We start from the raw sequence: 22783 nt of genomic DNA on the forward strand, positions 1-22783 counted from the left end.
CCGAACCACGCGGAAACGCGACGCGCGCACAGAAACACGCTCTGCTCGCGTTTACGGGCGCGGAGGGCGTTTATGCGTGCCGAAGGACCGGGTTCTGCGACCGTAGGCTGGAGGGATGCCAGATCTCGCCGCCCCGCTCATCGCGTGGTACCGCGACGCGGCGCGCGACCTTCCCTGGCGCCGCCCGGGGTTCGGCGCGTGGGGCACGCTGGTCAGCGAGTTCATGCTGCAGCAGACCCCGGTCACGCGAGTCATCCCGCATCTCGAAGCGTGGCTGGAGCGCTGGCCGACCCCGGCGGACCTGGCCGCCTCTCCCCCGTCCGAGGCGGTGACGCAGTGGGCCAACCTCGGCTACCCGCGGCGCGCGCTGTGGCTGCATCGGGCGGCGGTCGAGATCCGCGACCGGCACGACGGAGTCGTCCCCCGCGATGTCGACGCGCTCCTCGCCCTCACCGGGATCGGCGACTACACCGCCCGCGCGGTAGCGGTCTTCGCCTACGGCGACCGCCACCCGGTCGTCGACACGAACACGAGGCGCGTCCTCGCCCGCGCGGTCGAGGGCGTGGCGCAGCCCGGTCCTCCGCACCGCCGGGATCTCCAGCGGATGGATGCCGAGCTCCCCCACGACATGATCGATGCGGCGATCGTGAACGCCGCCGCCATGGAGCTCGGCGCGATCGTCTGCACGGCCCGCTCGCCGAAGTGCGACCTCTGCCCGCTCGCCGCGCAGTGCGCCTGGCGGGCCGCAGGGTACCCCGCCTCCGAAGACCGCCGCCGTCGGCAGGCGAAGTACGAGGGAAGCGACCGCCAGGCGCGCGGAGCCGTGCTGAAGGTGCTGCGCGAGGCGGCCCCCTCCTCGGTGCCGCTGTTCGCGGTGCTCCCCGACTGGTCCGACACCGCACAGCGCGACCGTGCCATCGACTCGCTCATCGCCGACGGCCTCGCCGAAGCGGTCGACGACGTCCTGCGTCTGCCCGGTCACTCGGCATCCTGAATCCGCCCCGGGGCACTCCGCCCCGGTGCACTCCGCCCCGGTGCACTCCGTGCCGGACGCGACGCTCCGGCGACACCGTCGTCGCGGCGCGGATCGAGCCCGTCGCCACCGCCGAACGGTGCGGTCCTCCACCGACAGCCCTCCCAGGAACGACGAAGGCCGGACACGACCCCTCGGGGCGGTGTCCGGCCGTGTGCTTCGAAGCTCAGGCGCGAGGCGCGTCTTCGACGTCGACGTCGTCTTCGCTGTCGTCGTCGTCCTCTTCGTCTTCGCGCGGCTTGACGTACGGATCGGCGTCTCCCGCGTAGGCGGCCGAGGCGGCGAGACCTGCGACCGACTCGTCGCGCTCGCGCGCTTCGCGCAGCAGCGCCGAGATGTGGTCGGCGTTCTCGGGGATTCCATCGAGGATGAACTCCAGTGACGGGGTGAGCCGCGTGTTGAGGTTCTTGCCGACCTCGCTGCGGAGCATGCCGGTCGCCGACTTCAGCGCGGCGGCGGTGTCGGCGCGATGCGCCTCGTCGCCCATGACGGTGTAGAACACCGACGCGTGCTGGAGATCACCCGTGACCCGCACGTCGGTGATGGTGACGAATCCAAGCCGCGGGTCGCGCAGCCCCTTCTCGAGACGCTCGGCGAGCACCACGCGGATCCGGTCCGCCACTCGCGCCTGTCGTTCCCCTGCCACGTCAATTCCTATCTCTCACTAAGCCAGACGTCACACGCCAGATGCCGAAGCATAGGCGAAGGACGGAGGTTTCGTGGGTCTGCGGGAGCATCGGGGTAGAGGCCCCGCTCTGCTCCCGCAGACCCACGAAACCGGAGGCCGTAGCCGGTAGCTACGACCTCCGGTGTGTGATCAGCCTCGCGGCTTCTCGACCATTTCGGTGGTCTCGATCTCGTCACCGATCTGGATGTCGTTGAACTTGCCCAGACCGATACCGGCCTCGAAGTCCGTACGCACCTCGGTGACGTCGTCCTTGAAGCGACGCAGCGACTCGATCGCCAGGCCGTCCGCCAGCACGACACCATCGCGGATGACGCGGGCCTTGGCGTTGCGCGTGATCGTTCCCGATCGCACGATGACACCGGCGATGTTGCCGAACTTCGAGGAGCGGAACACCTCGCGGATCTCGGCGACACCCGACTGCACCTCTTCGAACTCCGGCTTGAGCAGGCCCTTGAGCGACTGCTCGACGTCGTCGATCGCGTTGTAGATGACCGAGTAGAACCGCACGTCGACACCCTCGCGGGCGGCACGCTCGCGGGCCTTCGTGTCGGGACGGACGTTGAAGCCGATCACGATCGCGTTGTCGATCGTGGCCAGGTTGATGTCCGACTCGGTGATCGCACCCACACCGCGGTGGATGATGCGCAGCTGGACGCTGTCATCGACCTCGATCTTGAGCAGCGATTCCTCGAGCGCCTCGACGGCACCCGACACGTCACCCTTGATGATGAGGTTGAGCGACTCGACCTTGCCCTCTTCGAGAGCACGGGTGAAGTCCTCGAGCGAGATGCGCTTGCGGGCCTTGGCCAGCTGGGCGTTGCGCTCGGCGGCTTCACGCTTCTCGGCGATCTGACGCGCGGTGCGGTCTTCCTCGGTGACGATGAACACGTCGCCGGCGCGGGGCACGGAGTTCAGACCCTGCACCGAGACGGGACGCGACGGGTAGGCCTCTTCGACCGCTTCGCCGTTCTCGTCCATCATCGCGCGGACACGGCCGTAAGCCGTTCCCGCGACGATCGCGTCGCCGACGCGGAGGGTTCCGGACTGGATGAGCACCGTGGCGACCGAACCGCGACCCTTGTCGAGCTTCGCTTCGATCGCGACACCGCGGGCAGCCTTGTTCGGGTTGGCCGTCAGGTCGAGACCGGCGTCGGCGGTGAGCAGGACCGCATCCAGGAGGGCCTGGATGTTGAGGTTCTGTCGAGCCGAGACGTCGACGAACATGACGTCTCCGCCGTACTCTTCGGCGACCAGGCCGTACTCGGTGAGCTGCTGGCGGACCTTGGCCGGGTTGGCGTCGGGCTTGTCGACCTTGTTGACCGCGACCACGATCGGCACGTTCGCCGCCTGGGCGTGGTTCAACGCCTCGACCGTCTGCGGCATGATGCCGTCATCGGCCGCGACCACGAGGATCGCGATGTCGGTCACCTGCGCTCCTCGAGCACGCATGGCGGTGAACGCCTCGTGACCCGGGGTGTCGATGAAGGTGATCGCGCGCTCGATGCCCTCGTGCTCGGTCCAGATCTGGTACGCACCGATGTGCTGCGTGATGCCGCCGGCCTCGCCCGCGACCACGTTGGTCTGGCGGATGGCGTCGAGGAGTCTCGTCTTACCGTGGTCGACGTGACCCATGACGGTGACCACGGGAGGACGGATCTCGAGATCGTCCTCGCTCTCGGCCTCGAGCTCGGCATCGAGGTCGAGACCGAAGCCCTCGAGGAGCTCCTTGTCTTCGTCCTCGGGCGAGACCATCTGGATCTTGTAGCCGAGCTCGGCACCGAGCACCTCGAAGGTGGCCTCGTCGAGCGACTCGGTCGCGGTGGCCATCTCGCCCAGGTTGAACAGGATGGTCACGAGCGTGCCGGGCTGGACGGTGTAGCCGCGCAGGGCCTCGAGCTTGTCCGCGAAGTCGGCGATGGATGCGCCGCGGCGCAGGCGGATGATCTCGCCGTTGCCCTTCGAGACGTTGACGCCGCCGACGACCGGCGCCGACCGCATCTCGAATTCCTGCCGCTTCGCCCGACGCGACTTACGCTGCTTGGACTTGCCGCCACCCTTACCGAAGGCACCCGCGGTACCACCGCCGGGACCACGGCCACGGCCGCCACCACCACCGGGACGACCGGCGAAACCACCGGCCGGAGCGCCACCACCGGGGCGCTGGAAACCGCCACCGGCACCGCCGGGACGACCGGGACCGCCGGGACGCTGCTGGAACGGAGCGCCGGGACGACCGCCGCCACCGGGACGACCGGCACCGCCGGGGCGCGGGGCACCGGGACGCGGGGCGCCGGGACGCGGAGCCTGGGGACGCGGGATGTTGCCGGGGGTCGGGCGCTGGCCCATGCCCTGCGCCGAAGCGAAGGGGTTGTTACCCGGACGGGGGCCCGCGGGACGCTGGCCCATGCCCTGCGAGGAGGCGAAGGGGTTGTTGCCCGGACGCGCTCCACCCGGACGCGGGGGCGCGCTCGGGCCGGGCTTGGGGGCACCGGCGCCGGGGGCGGCGGCACCGGGGGTCGGCGCACCGGACGTCGACGCCGAAGCGGCGGGCTTGGCTGCCGGGGCCTCGGCCGCTGCGGGAGCGGCCTTCTCGGGGGCAGCGGTCTCGGGGACCGGGCTCGCCGCGGGAGCGGCGGGGGCCGCGGGCTTGGCGGGGCCGGGGGTCGGGCCCGAGGGACGGGCACCGGGGGTCGCCGCAGGACGCGCGGGGCCCGGACGGGCGCCGGGGCGCGCCGCGGGCGCGGCGGGCGATCCACCGGCGGCCGGCGCCGAAGAGCCCTCGGCCGCGAGGGCGGCGCGGAGCTTACGGGCCACCGGGGGCTCGATGGTGGATGAGGGGCTCTTGACGAATTCGCCGAGCTCCTTCAGCTTCGCAAGCGCGACCTTGCTGTCGACGCCGAGTTCGGAAGCGATCTCGTGCACGCGTGGTTTTGCCACAATTCTCCTGTCTGAGGGCCTACCCCGGACAGGGCAGACCGCTAGTTGCGGACGGGTCTCATTTCGAGCCGTTCACTTCGTGTCCATAGCCGTTCAGCCTTTTCGCTGGAGGTGTGATTCGAAGGTCTGCGCGTCAAGCGGGCCTGACACACGCAATGCTCGTACGAAGGCGCGACGCGTAAGAGCTTTTCTCACGCATGCGTCCGTCTCGTGCACCCACGCTCCCCGACCCGGAAGGACCGCTCGTTCGTCTGCGACGAGGACCGATCCGTCGGTGACCACTCGCAGAAGCGAGGATCGGGGGGCGCGTGCGCGGCATCCGACGCACGTTCGTACGGGTTCCACTCTACACCTCGTGATCGTGGGGACGATCGGACCCTCAGTTGTCTTCGAGGATGCTGTCGGGCTGGATGTCGATCTTGGCGCCGGTGAGCTTCGCGGCCAGGCGGGCGTTCTGGCCCTCCTTGCCGATCGCCAGCGACAGCTGGTAGTCCGGCACGAGGGCGCGCACGGCCTTGGTCGTGGCATCCAGGACGAAGGACGAGGTGACCTTGGCCGGCGACAGCGCGTTCGCGACGAAGCGCGGAAGCTCGGCGTCGTAGTCGATGATGTCGATCTTCTCGCCCGAGAGCTCCTCGGTCACGGCGCGCACGCGACGACCGAGTTCGCCGATGCAGGCACCCTTGGCGTTGACCGTCGGGTCGGTCGCCTGCACGGCGATCTTCGAACGGTGGCCGGCTTCGCGAGCGAGCGAGACGATCTCGACCAGGCCCACGGCGATCTCGGGGACCTCGAGGGCGAAGAGCTTTCGGACCAGGCCCGGGTGCGTGCGCGAGACGGTGATCTGCGGACCCTTGTTGCCCTTGGAGACGCTCGTGACGTAGACGCGCAGTCGCGAGCCGTGCGCGTAGGTCTCGCCGGGCACCTGCTCTTCCGGCGGGAGGATGGCCTCGACGGTGCCGAGGTCGACGTGCACCATGCGTGGGTTGGGACCCTGCTGGACGACACCGGCGACGATGTCGCCCTCTTTGCCCTTGAACTCCCCCAGCACGGCGTCGTCGGCGATGTCGCGCAGACGCTGGCTGATGACCTGCTTGGCGGCGAAGGCCGCGATGCGACCGAAGTCATCGGGAGCCTGCTCCTCTTCGCCGATGACGGCCCCCTCGTCGTCGGTCACGGGCGTGAAGATGCCCACGTGACCGGTCTTGCGATCGAGGGAGGCACGAGCGCCCGTCGGGATCTCGCCGCTGGGCGAGATGTGCTTGGCGTAGGCGGTCAGGATCGCCTGCTCGATGATGCGCGCGAGTTCATCGAAGGGGATCTCCTTCTCGCGTTCGATCGTCTTCAGAAGTGCGAGATCGATGTCCACAAGGGCCCTCCGTTATTCAGCTCTCGTCGACGCGACCGGCGCCGACAACCCCCCTACGATACCCGGGATACCGGGTCCCTCGCGACCCACGGGACGTCGGACGCGGCGGCGGTCGGTGCGAAACTCCTGAGAAACGGTGGCCGCACCGCCCGCGGAACCCGCGATCGCGGCCCCGGCCCGCTGCACGCGGCCGATATCTCAGGAGTTCGGCCCGCCCGCCAGACGCTCGAGTGGATTCGCGGCCAGCTTCGCGACCACTCCCCCGTCGACGAGCCGCCGGGCGGCGGTGGCGGGCTTGCGTGCCGCCTGATCGGCCACGCACGCCCCGAACTCGGCCGCGAGGGCGCCGCGCGGGTGAGCGGCGAGCACCTCGCGGCGGAAGTCCTCGGGCAGCGCGTCGGGGCGAGCTCCCGAGATGTCGAGGCCCGTCGCGATCTCGAGCAGGTGCCCCTCGACATCCATCGTCGGATCGACGCTCGGCCAGTTGTGCCGCACGATCACCTCGAGCACCCGCTCGCGTCGGGGCTGCACCCACCCCGCGCCGGCGGTGAGCGCGACGCCGACATGCCCGCCCGCGTGCTCGTACGACAGCGTGTGGTTGTCGAAGGCGCCCACCGTGCCGATGTCGTGCAGGACGGCGGCGACGTACAGCAGCTCGCGGTCGATGTCCCGGATGCCGTCGGCCACCGCGAACGCCTCGGCCCACAGCCACGACCGCAGCGCGTGCGCCGTGATCGCGGGCGACTGGTACTGCCGGACGAGCGCGAGGGCACCCCGGGCGGCGAGGGTGTCGGGAACGGGGAAGTCGCTGATGCGCACGGGGCCTCCGGGATCGGGTGGACTCCCACTCTTCCGCCGTGCGGCCTCACCCGATAGGAGTGCGGCGGCCAGCCTTCGAAGCCTTCTCGCCAGCGTGGGCGCGACGCAGGAGATCGTGACGCGCGGCGCCGCGGCGACGGGGTCCGCCGCGGGCGCGGCATCCGATCTCCTGCGTCGTGCTCGCACAGGACGCGCCATCGGCCCGAGACCCGCCGACGACACGAACGGATGCCGCGACCTCGGGCGAGCGCCCGGGTCGCGGCATCCCGAAACCGCGTCAGCTCACCGGCGTGGCGTGCCAGATGCGATCGAGGTAGTCGCGCATCGCGCGGTCGGACGAGAAGTAGCCGCTGCGCGCGACGTTGAGGATGGCCGAGCGCACCCAGCCGTCCTGGTCGGCGTAGGCGGCGTCGACGCGGTCCTGGGCGTCGAGGTACGCCGAGAAGTCGGCGAGCGCCATGAACCGGTCTTCGTACAGCAGGTTCGACACGAGCGGTTCGAAGACCGTGCGGTCGCCGCCCGAGAACGCGCCCGAGGCGATCAGGTCGATCGCACTGCGCAGGCGCTCGTCCTTCTGGTAGAAGTCGGCGGGGCGGTAGCCCTCGGCCCATAGGGCCTCGACCTCGGGCTCGCTCATTCCGAACAGGAAGAAGTTGTCGTCGCCGACGAGCCCCCGGATCTCGACGTTCGCTCCGTCGTCGGTACCGATGGTGAGGGCACCGTTCAGGGCGAGCTTCATGTTGCCCGTTCCCGAGGCCTCCTTGCCGGCGAGAGAGATCTGCTCCGACAGGTCGGCGGCGGGGATGATGCTCTCGGCGAGGGTGACGTTGTAGTTCGCCGGGTAGAGCACCTTGAGCTTGCCCTGCACGCGCTCGTCGGCGCTGACTACCTCGCCGACGGCGTTGATGAGGTGGATGATGCGCTTGGCCATGCCGTAGCCGGGGGCGGCCTTCGCACCGAACAGGAACGTGCGTGCCTGCACGTCGGCGACGTCGAGGCGGCCCGACACGATGCCCTCGTAGGTGCTGACGATGTGCAGCACCTTCAGCGTCTGACGCTTGTACTCGTGCAGACGCTTGATCATGACGTCGAGCATGTGACCGTCGTCGAGGGCGGCCTCCCCGCGAGCTTCGAGCACGCGGCTGAGGCGACGCTTGTTCGACGCCTTCACCGCGGCGAACCGCTCGCGGAAGTCCGCGTCGTCGGCCAGGGCCTCGAGTCCCCGGAGTCGCTCGAGGTCGACCGTCCAGCCGGCGCCGAGGGCCTCGGTGATGAGCGCCGAGAGGTCGGGGTTCGCCAGGCGCAGGAAGCGACGGGGCGTGACGCCGTTGGTGACGTTCGTGAACTTGTCGGGCCACATGGCGGCGAAGTCCTTGAGCACGTTGTCGCGCAGCAGCTGCGAGTGCAGCTCGGCGACGCCGTTGACCTTCGAGCCGGCCACCGTGGCCAGGTAAGCCATGCGCACCGAGCGGTACGGGTGCTCGCCGATGATCGACATGCTGCGGATGAGCATCTCGTCGTCGCCGAAGCGCTCTCGCACCTCGAGCAGGAACTCGTCGTTGATGCGGTAGATGATCTCGAGGTGGCGGGGCAGCAGGCGACCGAGCAGATCGACCGACCAGACCTCGAGGGCTTCGGGCAGCAGGGTGTGGCACGTGTACGCGAAGCACTTCTGAGTGATGGCCCACGCGGCATCCCACTCGAGATGCTTCTCGTCGACGAGGACGCGCATGAGCTCGGGCACCCCGATGACCGGGTGCGTGTCGTTGAGCTGGAAGATCACGCGCTCGGGCAGACGCTCCAGGTCGAAGTCCTCGGGCAGGACGTTCTCGATGAAATCGGCGATGGATGCCGCGACGAAGAAGTACTGCTGCTGCAGGCGGAGTTCCTTGCCCTGGGGCGTGGAGTCCTCGGGGTAGAGCACCTTCGAGATGTTCTCGGCGAAGGTCTGCGCGCGCACCGACTCGACGTAGTCGCCGGAGTTGAAGGTGTGCAGGTCGAACGCGTTCGTCGCCACCGCGCGCCACAGGCGCAGGGTGTTCACGCGACCGTTGTGGTAGCCCGGGACCATCATGTTGTACGGCACCGCGAGGACGTTCCACTCGGGTACCCAGCGGGTGCGCTCGACACCCTCGTCGTCGTAGGTTTCGGTGGTGCCGGCGAACGAGATGGTCTGCGCGGCCTCGGGGTGGGCGAAATCCCAGGGCGACCCCATGCGCAGCCAGGCGTCCGGCTGCTCGATCTGCTGACCATCGGCGAAGGTCTGACGGAAGATGCCGTACTCGTAGCGGATGCCGTAACCGATGGTGGGCACGCTCATGGTGGCGAGCGAGTCGATGAAGCAGGCGGCGAGGCGCCCGAGGCCGCCGTTGCCGAGCCCGGGTTCGATCTCGACCTGGCGGAGGTCGTCGATGTCGATGCCGCACTGCGCGAGGGCCTCGGTGGCGATGTCGGTCAGACGCGCCGCGAGGAGGTTGTTGTCGAGCTGCCGGCCCAGCAGGTACTCGGCCGAGAGGTAGCAGACGGTCTTCGCCTGCTGCGTCTTCTGCTGTGCCCGATCGTCGAACCATCGCGCCATGAGGTAGTCGCGCACCGTGTAGGCGAGGGCGAGGTACTGGTCGTTCACGTCGGAGGTCGACAGGGTCACGCCCTGGTCGAAATTCAGGTTCTGGAGGAACTGTTTCGCGAAGCCGTCGACGGACGCCGCGGGGGCGACGACGGGCGCGATGGCGAGCGGGTGGGTGGGGCGCAGCTCTGGGGTGTTCTCGGGCACCTTCCGACCGTAATCAGAACCGCCCCCTCCCGCCAATGGGGCAACGGCACCGACACACGATCTTCACCCGCTCGCCGCACACGCTTATCGACCCGAGAAGCCGCGCGAGCCGAACGGATGCCGACCCCGGGCGCGCACCCGGATTATCGCTCGCCCGGGAATCGGCATACGGTTCCGTGGTGCCCTCCTCCGCCCGCAGCGCCGCCCGCGAGGCCGAGGCCAACCCCGCATTCCGTGTCATCGCCCGCGCCGGGTACGCTGCCAACGGCATCCTGCATCTCCTGATCGGCGGGCTGGTGATCGCGGTCGGTTTCGGAGCGCGGGAGGACAGCGATCAGACCGGCGCGTTTCGCGCCCTCGCCGCCGTACCCCTGGGTGCGGCCGCGCTGTGGGCCCTCGCGATCGGCCTCGTCACCCTGGGTGCGTGGCACCTCCTGCAGGCTTTCGCACCTCGACGCCTCACGGTGTGGCGCCGCATCGGGCGGATCGCGACCGAGGCGCCGCAGGGCCTGATCTTCGTCGCCGTCGGCCTGGTGTCGGCATCCGTCGCCCTCGGTGCGCGTCCGCACGCCGAACAGGCGGCCGAGAGTCTCAGCGAGGCCGTGCTGACGTGGCCCGTCGGCGGGTTCGTGCTCGGGGCCGTGGGCCTCGCGGTCGCCGGTGTCGGCATCGGGTTCGTCTGGATGGGACTGCGCCGGTCGTTCCACTCGAAGGTGCGCACGCCCGACGGCCCCGCCGGCTTCGCGCTCAGCGCGCTCGGAGTCATCGGCTTCGCGGCGAAGGGCGTGGCGCTCATCGTCGTGGGCGTCCTCGTGGTCGTCGCCGCCATCACCGTCGAGCCCGACACCGCGGGCGGTCTCGACGGTGCCACCTCGGCGGTCATCGCGCTTCCGGCCGGCCCCGTTCTGGCGTCGCTCGTCGGCCTCGGATTCCTCGCCTACGGAGCGTTCACGGTGTTCCGTGCCCGGTACGCCCGCCTCGACGCCTGACCCGACGACTCAGTCGAGATCGGGATTGCGACCGGTCCGCTCCCCCGTGTCGAGGGTCGCGATGGCCTCGTGGTCGTCGGCGTCGAGCACGAAGTCGAAGACGTCGCCGTTCTCACGGATGCGGTCGAGCGACACCGACTTGGGGAACACGACGAGGCCGCGATCGAGGTGCCAGCGCACGACCACCTGGGCCGGAGTCTTGCCGTAGCGCTCGGCGATGCGCGCAAGCTCGGGCTCGTCGAGCAGGCCGCCGCGCGCGAGCGGTGCCCACGACTCGGTGACGATCTCGTGCGCGGCGTGCCAGTCGACGAGCTCGTCCTGCGGGAAGCGCGGGTGCAGCTCGACCTGGTTCACGGCGGGGAGGACACCCGTCTCGTCGCGCAGACGCTCGAGGTGCGGCACGGAGAAGTTGCTGACGCCGATCGAGGTGGCGCGCCCCTCCTCCTGCAGGCGCTGCAGAGCCCGCCACGTGTCGACGTAGCGATCGGCGCTGGGAATGGGCCAGTGGATGAGGTACAGGTCGACACGGTCGACGCCGAGCTTGGCCGCACTGGTGTCGAAGGCGCGGAGCGTCTCGTCGAAACCCTGGTCGTCGTTCCAGACCTTGGTGGTGACGAAGACGTCGTCGCGATTCAGGCCCGAGGAGCGCAGTCCCTCGCCCACCTCGGCCTCGTTGCCGTAGAGCGCCGCGGTGTCGATGTGGCGGTAGCCCATGGCGAGGGCGCCTTCGACGAGACCGGCGGTCGCGTCGGCGGGCACCTTGTAGGTTCCGACACCCAGCTGGGGAATGGTGGAACCGTCGGACAGGGACAGACGGGGAGCCGAGATCATGGCATCCACGCTACCGATCTCGGCGTCGCGTACGGTCGGCGTGCCCTCCGAAAACCGGGGAGGCGCCGGGGAGGAGGGGGTCAGCGCGTCAGCGCGGCCACGGCGTCGTCGACCGACACCGTCTCGCGCTCGCCCGTGCGGCGGTCCCAGAGCTCGACCTGGCCCTCGGCCGCGCCGCGACCGACGATGAGGATGCGCGGGATGCCGACGAGCTCGGCGTCGCCGAACTTCACGCCGGGCGACACCTTGGGGCGGTCGTCGTAGAGCACGTCGAGGCCCGCGGCCTCGAGCTGGTCGGAGACGGATGCCGCGAGCTCGAACGCCACCGCGTCGCGGCCGGTGGCCACCACGTGCACGTCGAACGGGGCGACCGACGACGGCCAGATGAGGCCCTTGGCGTCGTTGTTGAGCTCGGCGATGATCGCGAGGATGCGGGTCACCCCGATGCCGTACGAGCCCATGGTGACGGTGGCGAGCTTGCCGTTCTCATCCAGCACCTTCAGGCCCAGGGCCTCGGCGTACTTGCGACCCAGCTGGAAGACGTGGCCGATCTCCATGCCGCGCGCGAGCTCCACGGGGCCGGAGCCGTCGGGGGCGGGGTCGCCCTCTCGCACGGTCGAGACCTCGACGAAGCCGTCGCCGACGAAATCGCGGCCGGCGACGAGCGAGTGCACGTGCTTCTGGTCGATGTTGGCGCCGGTGATCCACGCCGTGCCGTCGACGACGCGGGGGTCGAGGTAGTAGCGGATCTTCGTCGCCGACTCCTCACCCAGCACGGCGCCGGTGGGCGACCAGGGTCCGATGTAGCCCTTCACCAGCAGCGGGTTCTTCGCGAAGTCCGCCTCGGTGGCCGCCTCGACCTCGGCCGGAGCGAAGGCGACCTCGACGCGCTTGTCGTCGACGTCGCGGTCCCCCGGGAGGCCGACGACGACGAGCTCGCGCGTGCCGTCGAGGTGCGTGAGGGCGAGCACGACGTTCTTCAGCGTGTGCGCCGCGGTCCACTGGTTCGCCTCCGCCGTGGCGGGACCGGCGATCCCGGGAGCCGGGGCGTCGAGGTGCGCGTTCGAGTGGTCGACGAGGGTCGCGATCGTCGGGGTGTCCGGCGAGTCGAAGACGACCGGCTCGGGCTGGCCCTCGATCGGCAGCGCGTCGGGAACGACGGTGGTGAACGCCTCGACGTTGGCCGCGTAACCGCCGGCCGAGCGCACGAAGGTATCCTCGCCGATCGGCGTCGGGTGAAGGAACTCCTCCGACTTCGAGCCGCCCATCGCCCCCGCATCGGCCGCCACGATGACGTACTCGAGGCCCAGGCGGGTGAAGATGCGCTCGTAGGCGTCGCGCTGAGCCTGGTACGAGGCGTCGAGCCCGGCATCCGTCGCGTCGAACGAGTACGCGTCCTTCATCGTGAACTCGCGACCGCGCAGGAGACCGGCACGGGGACGAGCCTCGTCGCGGTACTTGTCCTGGATCTGGTAGATCGTCAGGGGCAGGTCCTTGTACGACGAGTACAGATCCTTCACCAGCAGGGTGAACATCTCCTCGTGCGTCGGCGCGAGCAGATAATCGGCACCCTTGCGGTCCTGCAGGCGGAACAGCGCGTCGCCGTACTCCTCCCAGCGGCCGGTGACCTCGTAGGGCTCACGCGGCAGCAGCGCCGGGAAGTGCACCTCGAAGGCACCCGCGTTCGCCATCTCCTCGCGGACGATCGTCTCGATCTTGGCCTTGACCTTCAGACCGAGCGGCAGCCACGCGAAGACGCCCGGGGCGTTGCGACGGATGTAGCCGGCGCGCACGAGCAGACGGTGGCTCGTGACCTCGGCATCCGAGGGATCTTCGCGAAGCGTGCGGAGGAAATAGTTCGACAGACGGGTGACCACGAGAGTCGAGTCTAGGGCGGTGGATGCCGAAGACCCGGCCTCTGGGCAACAGTCACGCCGCTCACCGTCCCTGGAACCAGAGAGATCACGCCGTGGGGTGGTCGAGCGGGATTCCCAGGTCAGCCGAGTTCTGTCAGGACAGCCTCGACCATGGCGCGCATCTGTGCATCATCGAGCCCGCGCCCGCGCACGTTCAAAACTCCACCGCGTGCAGCGGCATCCAGCTCAGAGGCAACATTGGGAGGGTTCTCCGGATAAAGCCATCCGGAGACGCCGCCAGCAAGAGGGAACGATTGTCGTCTGTCGTCGCCGGCGGCTGCGTCCTTGTCGAGCGTGCCGCCCGGCCAGAACGTCAGATCCATGGTGAAGAGCGTGCTGACGTCTTCGCTGTGTCCCGAGAAGCCGCACCATCCCGCGGCCCCATTCGAGGTCAACACGTCCCAGGCCTGCCCATGCGGGAAGTAATCGGTCTGGATGGGGCCGATGTCATCGCGCCCCAGCGCCTCTCGGACGGCCGGGAGAACCTCACTCTCGCAGTCGGGGATCGACCATGCGTCCGAGGACAGCGCGCGTGCGATACCCGGCGTCTCAGCTGCACGCGGACCGATGTTCTGCACCGCAGCCGCGGCACCCTCCACGTCGTCGGATTCCGCGTTCACCCATGCATCGCCGTGGCGCTCGCTGTAGGAACAGACACTGCCGCCGACGCACGGGGGCACGAGTCCCACTTCCTGGCGAACGGAGTCAGGCACGGCCTCCCATGGCACGACAGTCATCGTCACCGGGACTCCCTCCCCGGCGGACACGGGAATCCATGTGCACGACACCCCTCCGAGAACCCGGGCACCCCCGAGAAGATTCGTCCCTGGCTTCATCGGAACACCGAAGAACTCCGAGACAGTTTCGTCATCCAGCACGACGGAGCACTCGCCCCCGAAGGCAAGTGCCTGCAGTACGGTCGTCGGTGACATCGTCGGCGTCGGAGCCGACGTCGGGGTAGGTATCGGGATGGGGGTCGTCGTCGTGGTGACCGTCGGCGATGGCGTCGTCGCGATCTCCGGCGCACTGAGCGTCGAGGTCACCGCCACTCCCCCGGCGATCGCGACCACCATCGCCGCGGCCACGGAGCCCGCGATCCAGGCGTTGCGGTGCGCCCCGACGGGCTTGATGTCGTGGGCGCCGCCCACGATGCGGGCGCGCAAGGCCGCGCGCTCGGAGGGCGTCAGTTCGTCGTTCATGCCCGTGCCCCTTCCAGCGCGAGCTCGTCGCGCAACTTCGCTTTGGCGCGGGCGAGCCGCGATTTCACCGTTCCGGCCGGGATGCCGAGGGCTTGAGCGATCTCGCGCTCGGCGTAGCCCTCGAGCACCGACAGCACGACCACCGCCTGCTCGCGCTCAGGGAGGCGCTTGAGCGCCGAGAGCACCCCGCTGTCGTCGGCAGCGTCGCTCGACACCTGCTCGGCGACCGGGGCGCGGTCCAGCAGGGCGCGATAGCGCCGGCTCGACCGCTCCAGGTTCCGCGCGCTGTGCGCCACCGTCGTCAGCAGCCACGGCAGCGGAGACCCATCGACCAGACGCACCGAGGCGCGCTTGCGCCACAGCTCGAAGAAGGCCACGGTCACGGCATCCTTCGCATCCTCCCGATGACTCAGCAGCCGTGACGCATGGCGGAACAGCCGCGTCTCGTGCCGATCGAACAGCGCGGCGAGCGCGAGCTCGTCGCCTTGGCGTACCCGGTCCCACAGCCCGGCATCGTCTTCATCCACACCCAGTAATGTCCGCGGGGGCGCCATCGGTTCCCTTTCCGGCGACGAGATGGATAACGAAACGGTGACGGTCCGCGAGGTTCGTGCCGCACGGCGACGCCACCGTCATCGGGCCGCAAGCTCAGGCCGCCCGACGCCCCACGTGCAGCACCGCGCGCACCACGAGTCCCGCGACCAGGGCCCAGAACGCGGCGCTCACCCCGAACACCGCGATCCCGGAGGCGGCCACGAGGAACGTCACCACGGCGGGCACCCGCTCGCCGGGGTCGTCGATCGCCTGCTGGATCGCCGACCCGAAGGCGCCGAACAGCGCCACGCCCGCGACCGCCGGGATGACGCCCGCCGGGGCAAGCAGCACGATCGCGGCGAACGCCGCGGACAGGGCGCCGAGGACGATATAGGTGCCCCCGGCCGACACCCCCGCGACCCACCGCTTCTTCGGGTCGGGGTGCGCATCGGGTCCCGCGGCGATCGCCGCGCTGATCGCGCCGAGGTTCATCGCGTGCCCGCCGAACCCGGCCGCGGCGGCCGAACCGAGCCCGGTGACGAGCATCGCGGGGCGCCACGGGATCGTGTAGCCGAGGCTGCGCATGACGGCGACCCCGGGCACGTTCTGCGACGCCATCGTCACCACGAACAGCGGCACCGCGATGCCCACGACCGCACCGACCGTGAGAGAGGGGGCCGTGAACTCCAGGCGCGGCAGCAGGGTCGCGGCATCCGCGTCCACTCCCGTACGGGCCAGCTCCACCCCGACCACCGCGATCGCGGCGACGAAGGCGAGCGGTACGGACCAGCGGGGAAGGAATCGGGATGCCACGAGCCACACCAACAGCACGGGAGCCACACCCCACGGGTCGTTCACGAGGCCGGCGAACGGCGCCACGCACAGCGGCAGCAGGACACCGGCGAGCATCGCCTGCGCGATCGAGGCCGGGATCCGCGCGATGAGCGCGCCGAGCGGGGGGAACAGCGCCGTGCAGAGGATCAGCGCGGCGGAGACGAGGAATCCCCCCACGACCGCCGGCCACCCACCGTCGACGGCGCCGGTGGCGGCCAGCAGGGCGACGCCGGGGGTCGACCACGCGACCGTGATCGGAATGCGGTATCGCCCCGCGAGCACGATGCAGCCGATCCCGACCACGAGCGTGATCGCGAGCAGGCCGCTGGCCGCCTGGGCGGGAGTCGCCCCTACGGCACGCAGGCCCGTGAGCACGACGGCGAAGGTGCTGGTGAACCCGACGAGGGCGGTGACGACCCCGGCGACGAGCGGTCGGGCGAGCGAGGGCGGCGAGGTGTCGGCCATAGGCCCCCGAGGCTACCGGATGCGCAGAGGCCCTCCGTGCCCCGGCCGCGACCGGGTGCCCCCGGGGCCTACGGCGTTCCCGGGGCGGTCACCCCGCGGGCGCGGTGGGCGTCAGCGCAGCACGACGAGCGTGCCGAGAGGAAGCGCGGCGAGCGCCGCGACCGCGTCGGCACCGATCCGGACGCAGCCGTGCGAGATCGCCCCGTCGCGCTCGTCCGCGTAGTGGATGCCGATGAGTCCCCCGTCGTGGCCGCCGAAGGGCTCGTCGGCGGCGGCCGAGTGCAGCGAGGTCAGGTGGATCGGCTGGTCGCCGGTCCCCTGCGACGGGTCGACGTAGCGCGCCTCGAGGTACCCGACCACGCCGGTCGGCGTGGGTGTGCCGTCGGCACCGACGGCGGCGGGGAACGTCGCCTGCACGGTGCCGTCGAGGGCGACGATCGACACGGACCGCTGCGCCACCGACACCTCGACGCGAGACGTCGGGCCGGTCGTCTTCGCCAACGACGCCAGCGGGGCCCAGGCCTCGGTCTGCGCCGCCGCGGGCTGACCCGCCGGCGCAGCCGACGGGAGCGTGCGGCGGGCGGGCGTCAGCACGAGCGCCCACGACCCCTCGATGCGGACCACGACCACGGGAGTGGCCTCTCCCAAGAAGTCGCGCGCGGCCAGACGCGCGATGGGACCGCCGCTGCCGCCCGGGCGTCCCGTGCCGTCGGCGTCGCCGAAGAGGGGCAGGTCGGATGCCGTCGAGTACACGTCGGCGTGCGCGGGCACGGCCGTGTCGGCGACGAGGAGCCCGCCGATCACCGCGTCATAGCGCGCCTCCGGCAACGCCGACAGTGCGCCGGCGTCGACCGCGGGCACCGGGCGAGGCGACGCGGCGGTCGCGGGCGTCGGGGAGGACGAGGGCGTGGGATCGGCTGCCGGGACCGAGGGGGCGGCGGGAGCCAGCGCCCACGCGGCGATCACCGCGACGACGGCCGCAGCCGCCGTCGCGGTGATCGTGACGAGCGCCAGGCGCCGACGAGCGGGGCTCGTCGTCATCCGCTCACCAGGGGCAGGCGCACGCCGGTGACCGTGACCGCGAGCGGTCCCGCAACGACGGCGCCCGTGGCATCCAGGAGCGTGATCGTGTGCGCACCGGCCGGGGTCGAGGCGGGGATCGTGACGGTCGTGGCGAAGGCGCCGTTCGCATCGGCGGCGATGGTCGCGATCGTCACCGGGTCGCTGTGCAGCTGCACCGTGAGCGGCTGACCGGCGGCGAAACCCGAGCCCGCGATCTGCAGCTGGCCACCGGCGGCGACGGTCGTGCCGTTCGGAGCGGTCAGCGCGCGCGTCGTGCTCGTCGAGCCGCTCGGGGCGGGGAACACCTGGGCCGCGCCGCCGACGCCGAGCACCGTGACGGTGGCGTCGGCGTTGACCTGCACCTTGGCCGACATCGCGGCGGCGAGGTTGAGACGCTGCCACGAGCCGTTGCCGCCGGACGTCTGATCGAGCGGGTAGCCCGAGTCGATCTGGGTCTGCGCGAGGATCGACGTGCGCTGCGCGTCGGTCAGCTGCGGGAACGCGGTCAGCAGCAGGTTCGACGCGCCCGCCGGCACGGCCGCCGGCTGACCGGCGGTGCCCGTGCGAGCGAAGCCGTAGGTGAGGCGTTCGGTGTACACCGACACGGCCGAGGCGCGGTCGGTGACCTTCTGCGCCGTTCCGCCGGGCATGGCCTTCCCGCCGTAGGGGTCGTTCTGGTACGGCGTCTCGGCGGCGATGCACGCGGCGAGGGTGCTTCCGCACTGCTGCTGCAGGTACGTCATCAGCTCTTGACGGGCGGGCTGCAGCACGCCGGTGCGGTAGGCGTCGTCCGACCAGCGGGCGGCGAGAGCGGCCTCGCCGTCGATGCGGCCGCCGACGATGTCGAGCGGGTAGTGCACACCGAGCACGATGCGGTTGTTGCCGTTCTCGGACGCCCGCGCGAGCACCTCGGGCCCCAGTTCGGGCACGAGGGTCGCGAGGGTGATACCGGCCTGATAGGCGGTGGTCGTGTGACCGGACGGGAACGAGCCACCCTTGCAGATGCCCGGCTGACCGTACGCGGCGTCGAGGGGCACATCGTTGGGCGAGAACTGGTGCGTGGTGTCGGTGACCGGTGCGACACGGCCGATGAGCAGGTTGCCGTTCGCGTCGGCCCATGCCGTTCCCTGGCGCATGGCCTTGAGCGACGAGGCGTTGTTCACGCTGGGCGCGCAGGAGGCGTTGTCGCCCGAGACGGCCGTCGCGTTCGGATCGGTCATGACGAAGGGGCGCGCGTAGCTGAACGTGTTCTTCGCCGTGCTCGTCGACACGTAGGCGCCCGACGATCCGTTCGAGCTGTTGATGAGGGCCTGCGTCAGCGGCAGGGCGCCCGAGTTGAGACCGTTGACGTAGATCGCGCCGAGCGACGAGCCGAGACCTCCCGAGACGGTGAAGGACTGGTCGTAGGCGGTCTTGGCGTTGTTGTTGTACTCGGAGTCCTGCAGAGCGCGGAACTGCTGCGCGGCGGTGGCATTGTTGTTGATCCACACCGTCAGCCGGTCGTTGTAGGCCAGCACCGTCGGGTTCACCACCGTGCCGCTGAAGTCGCCCTGACCGCTGGGCGTCCAGAAGTCGCGGTAGCCGCTGAGCAGCGCGACGAGATCGGGCTTGGCGCTGTCGCTGGGGTAGCTCGCCGCGTTCGCCGAGAGCGGCGCCGCGGTGCCGGCGACGACGAGCGCGCCGGCGATGGCGATGCGCCACGCCGTGCGGAGCCTGTGGGTGCGTGAATCCATGCGTGATGCGCCGCGGGGTGCGCGGCGTCTCCTCTCCGACCGTCCGATGGGATCGGCCGCGACGCGTCGCCGCGACCGGATCAGACGGTAGGCCCGCTCCGTGAGCATCGGTGGTTCGCCCGCCGCCGAGACGTCGAACGGCCGGTGTCACCCACGTGAACGAATGCTGTGGGGAGGCGATGAGAGCCCGGTAGGCCAGCGACGACGCGCGAGGCTCAGGCCGTGATGACCTGCGCGGTGCCGGTGGCGGCGTCGGGGCCCATCTCGGCGGCGAGGCGGTTGGCCTCGGCGATGAGGGTCGCGACGATCTCGCTCTCGGGAACGGTCTTGACGACCTCGCCCTTGACGAAGATCTGGCCCTTGCCGTTGCCGGATGCCACACCCAGGTCGGCGTCGCGCGCTTCGCCGGGTCCGTTGACGACGCAGCCCATGACGGCGACGCGCAGCGGCACGGTCATGTCCTTGAGGCCCTCGGTGACGTCGTCGGCGAGGGTGTAGACGTCGACCTGCGCACGGCCGCACGAGGGGCACGAGACGATCTCGAGCTTGCGCTCGCGCAGGTTCAGCGACTGCAGGATCTGATGGCCGACCTTGACCTCTTCGGCGGGGGGCGCCGACAGCGAGACGCGGATGGTGTCGCCGATGCCCTCCGACAGCAGGATGCCGAACGCCGTGGCGCTCTTGATCGTGCCCTGGAACGCGGGGCCCGCCTCGGTGACGCCGAGGTGCAGGGGCCAGTCGCCCCGTTCGGCAAGCAGGCGGTACGCCTTGACCATGACGATCGGGTCGTTGTGCTTGACCGAGATCTTGAAGTCGTGGAAGTCGTGCTCCTCGAACAGCGAGGCTTCCCACACGGCGCTCTCGACGAGCGCCTCGGGGGTGGCCTTGCCGTACTTCTCGAGCAGGCGGCGGTCGAGCGAACCCGCGTTGACGCCGATGCGCAGCGAGACGCCCGCATCCTTGGCGGCCTTGGCGATCGCGCCGACCTGGTCGTCGAACTTGCGGATGTTGCCCGGGTTCACGCGCACCGCGCCGCAGCCGGCGTCGATCGCCTGGAACACGTACTTCGGCTGGAAGTGGATGTCGGCGATGACCGGGATCTGGCTCTTCTTCGCGATGATGTGGAGCACGTCGGCGTCGTCTTGCGACGGCACGGCCACGCGCACGATCTCGCAGCCGGACGCCGTCAGCTCGGCGATCTGCTGCAGGGTGGCGTTGATGTTGGTCGTGGGCGTCGTGGTCATCGACTGGACGCTCACCGGGGCGTCGCCGCCCACGAGGACCTTGCCCACGCGGATCTGGCGGGTCTTGCGACGGGGCGCGAGGGTCTCCGGCACGCGGGGCATTCCGAGGTTCACAGCAGGCACGCGATCAGCCTACGCCGCCCGCACCGCACGGTGCCTGAACCGGCGCCGAAAGGCTGCTGTGGTAGGTTCGGCGCCATGCGCGCTCACACATCCTGGTGGCTCACCGTTTAGGCGGTGCGCACGCATGCAACAGACCGCCCTCCCCCTGGGGAATCCGGGCGGTCTTCGTGTTTTCGGCGGCCGCATCGGACCTCGTTCAGCACAGACGGAAAGACTTCTCGATGACCGGGCTCGACCCCTCCTCCCCTTTCACGGACCTCGCCGCAGGCTCCGCCCCCTTCGCCCTCATCGCCCGTGACGGGGCGACCGTCGAGGTCCTCACGGGAGACGTGGTCGACGTGGACCTCCTCGCCGACATCCCCCTGACGGATGCCGAGGGCCGCGCCCGCGAGGTGCTCGCCCTCGTTCCCTACCGCCAGGTGCGCGAGCGCGGCTTCGTCTGCCACGACGACGGGGCACCGCTGCGCTGCCTGGTGATCGACGACCGTGTCTCCGTGCCGCGGGCGGAGGCCCTGGCATCCCTCCCCTCCTCGCCCGTGCCCCTTGCCGACGCCGGCTTCGACATCACCGACGAGGACTACGCCGCCATCGTGCGCCGCGTCATCGCGGACGAGATCGGTCGCGGCGAGGGTGCGAACTTCGTGATCCGTCGCGACTTCGTCGCCGGCGTCGACGTCGACCCGCGCATCGCCGCGCTCACGTGGTTCCGGGCTCTTCTCGAGCACGAGAAGGGCGCGTACTGGACCTTCGCCGTCGTCACGGCCGATCACATCGCGGTGGGAGCGAGCCCCGAGGCGCACGTGAGCGCCAAGGACGGCATCGTCACGATGAACCCCATCTCGGGCACCTTCCGCCACCCGGCGGGCGGGGCGACGTCCGAGACGCTCGCCGAGTTCCTGCGCTCGACCAAAGAGACCGAGGAGCTCTTCATGGTCGTCGACGAGGAGCTCAAGATGATGAGCGCCGTCTGCAGCGACGGTGGCCGCATCACCGGCCCGCACCTCAAAGAGATGTCGCGCCTCACGCACACCGAGTACATGCTGCGCGGCTCGAGCGATCTCGACCCGCGCGACATCCTCCGCGAGACGATGTTCGCCCCCACGGTCACCGGCTCCCCCATGCAGAACGCCTGCACCGTGATCGCCCGGCACGAGACCGTTCCGCGCGGCTATTACTCCGGCGTCGCGGCCCTCTTCACCCCGAACGGCTCGACCGAGGGGCCCACGCACGACCTCGACGCGCCGATCCTCATCCGCACGGCCTATCTGGTCGACGGGCGCCTGCGCGTTCCGGTCGGGGCCACGCTCGTGCGCCACTCCGATCCCGACGGCGAGGTGGGCGAGACCCACGGCAAGGCCGCCGGTGTGCTCGGCGCGATCGGCGCGGTCCCTCGAAGCGTGCCCGTCGCTCCCGAGGGGGCGGATGCCGATGCCCCCGCCGCCCCGCAACGACCGCTCGGCGAGGATCCCGCGATCGCCGAACTGCTGGCATCGCGCAACGATCGCCTGGCGCCCTTCTGGATGAACCCGCAGGACCCCGACGGGTCGGGCCCTTTCGCGGGCCGCACGGCGCTCGTGGTGGATGCCGAGGACCGCTTCACGACGATGCTCGCGCACCAGCTGCGACACCTGGGACTCGACACCCGTATCGTGCACTGGTCGCAGGCGTCGGACGACGAGGTCGATGCCGCCGACCTCGTGATCTCGGGCCCCGGCCCCGGTGACCCGCGCGACGACAGCCCGCGCATGTCCGCGATGCGCCACGTCGTCTCCCGCCGCCTCTTCCGCCACGCTCCGCTTCTCGCGGTCTGCCTGAGCCACCAGATCCTCGCCGACCAGCTCGGCATCGATCTCGCCCCTCTCGCGCAGCCGCACCAGGGCCTGCAGAAGAGCGTCGACGTCTTCGGCGAGGACGCCTCGATCGGGTTCTACAACACGTTCACGGCGCGCGTGGCGCCGGGCACGACCGAGCGCGGGATCGTTGTCGAGTCGATCACCGTGCGCGGGGAGTCGACGGGGGCTCCCCTCCCCGTCCCGGAGGGGCGCATCGAGATCCCGGCCGAGGTCGCGGCCGACCCCGAGACCGGCGACGTCTACGCCCTCCGCGGCCCCGCGTTCGCGAGCGTGCAGGGGCACCTCGAGTCGATCCTGTCGCGCGACGGCATGCGGACCCTCGAACGCCTGATCGCGCACGCGCTCTGACCCGCGGCCTCTCGGCGGGCTCACACCCTTCCC

General features: G+C 70.4%; 17 protein-coding genes. 3 read left to right on the top strand and 14 right to left on the bottom strand.

Annotated features, from left to right (window positions below; genetic code table 11):
- Window positions 1-115: 115 nt before the first annotated feature.
- Window positions 116-994 (top strand): A/G-specific adenine glycosylase, encoded by an 879-nt coding sequence (locus tag AB6V29_RS11690; protein ID WP_369358795.1) that lies wholly within the window; start codon window positions 116-118, stop codon window positions 992-994.
- A 205-nt stretch (window positions 995-1199) separates the two neighbouring features.
- Here the strand turns inward: AB6V29_RS11690 and rbfA are convergent, their stop codons facing one another.
- The 6 genes from rbfA to AB6V29_RS11720 form a co-directional block, all read right to left on the bottom strand.
- Window positions 1200-1679, bottom strand: a complete 480-nt coding sequence (gene rbfA, locus AB6V29_RS11695) for a 30S ribosome-binding factor RbfA (protein WP_210071928.1) — start codon at window positions 1677-1679, stop codon at window positions 1200-1202.
- 171 nt (window positions 1680-1850) lie between these two features.
- On the bottom strand, window positions 1851-4658 hold the full coding sequence (infB, locus tag AB6V29_RS11700; RefSeq protein WP_267786573.1) for a translation initiation factor IF-2: 2808 nt from the start codon (window positions 4656-4658) through the stop codon (window positions 1851-1853).
- A gap of 93 nt (window positions 4659-4751) precedes the next feature.
- A complete protein-coding gene (locus AB6V29_RS11705) occupies window positions 4752-5003 on the bottom strand; it encodes a YlxR family protein (RefSeq protein ID WP_369358797.1) in 252 nt (83 codons plus the stop codon).
- Between the two features lie 34 nt (window positions 5004-5037).
- Window positions 5038-6027 (bottom strand): transcription termination factor NusA, encoded by a 990-nt coding sequence (gene nusA, locus AB6V29_RS11710; protein ID WP_369358799.1) that lies wholly within the window; start codon window positions 6025-6027, stop codon window positions 5038-5040.
- Between the two features lie 198 nt (window positions 6028-6225).
- Window positions 6226-6846, bottom strand: coding sequence for an HD domain-containing protein (locus AB6V29_RS11715; protein WP_369358801.1), 621 nt, complete (start codon window positions 6844-6846; stop codon window positions 6226-6228).
- A 277-nt stretch (window positions 6847-7123) separates the two neighbouring features.
- Window positions 7124-9619, bottom strand: a complete 2496-nt coding sequence (locus AB6V29_RS11720; protein WP_369358803.1) for a glycogen/starch/alpha-glucan phosphorylase — start codon at window positions 9617-9619, stop codon at window positions 7124-7126.
- 179 nt (window positions 9620-9798) lie between these two features.
- Here AB6V29_RS11720 and AB6V29_RS11725 point away from each other — a divergent pair, with 179 nt between their 5' ends.
- Entirely contained in the window at window positions 9799-10608 is an 810-nt protein-coding gene (locus AB6V29_RS11725) for a DUF1206 domain-containing protein (protein WP_369358805.1), read from the top strand.
- A gap of 9 nt (window positions 10609-10617) precedes the next feature.
- Here the strand turns inward: AB6V29_RS11725 and AB6V29_RS11730 are convergent, their stop codons facing one another.
- The 8 genes from AB6V29_RS11730 to ispG form a co-directional block, all read right to left on the bottom strand.
- On the bottom strand, window positions 10618-11439 hold the full coding sequence (locus tag AB6V29_RS11730; protein ID WP_369358807.1) for an aldo/keto reductase: 822 nt from the start codon (window positions 11437-11439) through the stop codon (window positions 10618-10620).
- Between the two features lie 80 nt (window positions 11440-11519).
- Window positions 11520-13316, bottom strand: a complete 1797-nt coding sequence (locus AB6V29_RS11735) for a proline--tRNA ligase (protein ID WP_210071938.1) — start codon at window positions 13314-13316, stop codon at window positions 11520-11522.
- A gap of 119 nt (window positions 13317-13435) precedes the next feature.
- Window positions 13436-14398 carry a hypothetical protein gene (locus AB6V29_RS11740; RefSeq protein WP_369358811.1) on the bottom strand — a complete coding sequence of 321 codons (963 nt, stop codon included), beginning with the start codon at window positions 14396-14398 and terminating at the stop codon, window positions 13436-13438.
- A 152-nt stretch (window positions 14399-14550) separates the two neighbouring features.
- Window positions 14551-15081: an RNA polymerase sigma factor gene (locus AB6V29_RS11745; protein WP_267786561.1), complete on the bottom strand. Its 531-nt coding sequence runs from the start codon at window positions 15079-15081 to the stop codon at window positions 14551-14553.
- A gap of 121 nt (window positions 15082-15202) precedes the next feature.
- Window positions 15203-16387 carry a benzoate/H(+) symporter BenE family transporter gene (locus AB6V29_RS11750; RefSeq protein ID WP_369358813.1) on the bottom strand — a complete coding sequence of 395 codons (1185 nt, stop codon included), beginning with the start codon at window positions 16385-16387 and terminating at the stop codon, window positions 15203-15205.
- 111 nt (window positions 16388-16498) lie between these two features.
- Window positions 16499-17428 (bottom strand): L,D-transpeptidase, encoded by a 930-nt coding sequence (locus AB6V29_RS11755; RefSeq protein ID WP_369358816.1) that lies wholly within the window; start codon window positions 17426-17428, stop codon window positions 16499-16501.
- Window positions 17425-19182 carry a phosphatase PAP2 family protein gene (locus tag AB6V29_RS11760; RefSeq protein ID WP_369358818.1) on the bottom strand — a complete coding sequence of 586 codons (1758 nt, stop codon included), beginning with the start codon at window positions 19180-19182 and terminating at the stop codon, window positions 17425-17427. Before AB6V29_RS11760 ends, AB6V29_RS11755 begins: the two co-directional genes overlap by 4 nt.
- A gap of 215 nt (window positions 19183-19397) precedes the next feature.
- The gene (gene ispG, locus AB6V29_RS11765; RefSeq protein ID WP_056228466.1) at window positions 19398-20528 is read right to left on the bottom strand and encodes a flavodoxin-dependent (E)-4-hydroxy-3-methylbut-2-enyl-diphosphate synthase; all 1131 of its coding nucleotides are present in this window, start codon (window positions 20526-20528) and stop codon (window positions 19398-19400) included.
- 242 nt (window positions 20529-20770) lie between these two features.
- Between ispG and AB6V29_RS11770 the strand changes: the two genes are divergently transcribed.
- The gene (locus tag AB6V29_RS11770) at window positions 20771-22750 is read left to right on the top strand and encodes an anthranilate synthase family protein (RefSeq protein ID WP_369358820.1); all 1980 of its coding nucleotides are present in this window, start codon (window positions 20771-20773) and stop codon (window positions 22748-22750) included.
- Window positions 22751-22783 lie beyond the last annotated feature (33 nt).

This window comes from Microbacterium sp. 20-116 (assembly GCF_041079415.1).
Taxonomy (GTDB): Bacteria; Actinomycetota; Actinomycetes; order Actinomycetales; family Microbacteriaceae; genus Microbacterium.

Bases quoted from the DNA above. Each gene is read 5' to 3' on its own strand.
- AB6V29_RS11690 (WP_369358795.1), top strand. From the start codon at position 116: ATGCCAGATCTCGCCGCCCCGCTCATCGCGTGGTACCGCGACGCGGCG.
- AB6V29_RS11730 (WP_369358807.1), bottom strand. From the start codon at position 11,439: ATGATCTCGGCTCCCCGTCTGTCCCTGTCCGACGGTTCCACCATTCCC.
- AB6V29_RS11750 (WP_369358813.1), bottom strand. From the start codon at position 16,387: ATGGCCGACACCTCGCCGCCCTCGCTCGCCCGACCGCTCGTCGCCGGG.
- AB6V29_RS11755 (WP_369358816.1), bottom strand. From the start codon at position 17,428: ATGACGACGAGCCCCGCTCGTCGGCGCCTGGCGCTCGTCACGATCACC.
- AB6V29_RS11760 (WP_369358818.1), bottom strand. From the start codon at position 19,182: ATGGATTCACGCACCCACAGGCTCCGCACGGCGTGGCGCATCGCCATC.
- ispG (WP_056228466.1), bottom strand. From the start codon at position 20,528: ATGCCCCGCGTGCCGGAGACCCTCGCGCCCCGTCGCAAGACCCGCCAG.
- AB6V29_RS11770 (WP_369358820.1), top strand. From the start codon at position 20,771: ATGACCGGGCTCGACCCCTCCTCCCCTTTCACGGACCTCGCCGCAGGC.